Source organism: Bartonella sp. MR168JLCBS (genome assembly GCF_042194175.1).
Map to the genome: position 1 here is coordinate 1 of NZ_JBHIMP010000381.1, position 704 is coordinate 704.

Below are 704 nucleotides of genomic sequence, written 5' to 3' on the forward strand. Positions count from 1 at the left end.
TGATATAGCGCATGCTACTGCGAAAGCTGTTCAAGCTCTTGATATTGTTGGTCTTCCAGCCATTATCCGTCCTTCATTCACGCTTGGTGGGACAGGCGGTGGAATTGCTTACAACCGTTCTGAATTTTATGAAATCATAGAACGCGGGCTTGAAGCTTCACCAACAACAGAAGTTTTAATTGAAGAAAGTGTTTTGGGATGGAAAGAATATGAAATGGAAGTTGTCCGCGACAAGAATGACAACTGTATCATTGTTTGTTCTATTGAAAATATTGACCCTATGGGTGTCCATACCGGTGATTCCATCACCATAGCACCTGCCCTCACCTTAACTGACAAAGAATATCAATGTATGCGTAACGCCTCTATAGCCGTACTGCGTGAAATTGGCGTTGAAACTGGAGGATCCAATGTACAATTTGCTATCAATCCTGAAAATGGCCGCCTCATTGTTATTGAAATGAACCCGCGTGTTTCCCGCTCTTCAGCGCTTGCCTCAAAAGCAACCGGGTTTCCAATTGCAAAGGTAGCTGCTAAACTCGCAGTTGGCTACACACTTGATGAATTAAAAAATGATATTACGGGTGGTACAACACCAGCATCATTTGAACCCTCTATTGACTATATTGTTACCAAGATTCCTCGTTTTGCCTTCGAAAAATTTCCTGGTTCATCCCCTGTATTAACGACTGCTATGAAATCTG

General features: G+C 42.5%; 1 pseudogene. It reads left to right on the top strand.

What is annotated here, in order from left to right:
- Positions 1–704: pseudogene (locus ACFIK8_RS11515) on the top strand (carbamoyl phosphate synthase large subunit); the annotation flags it as partial.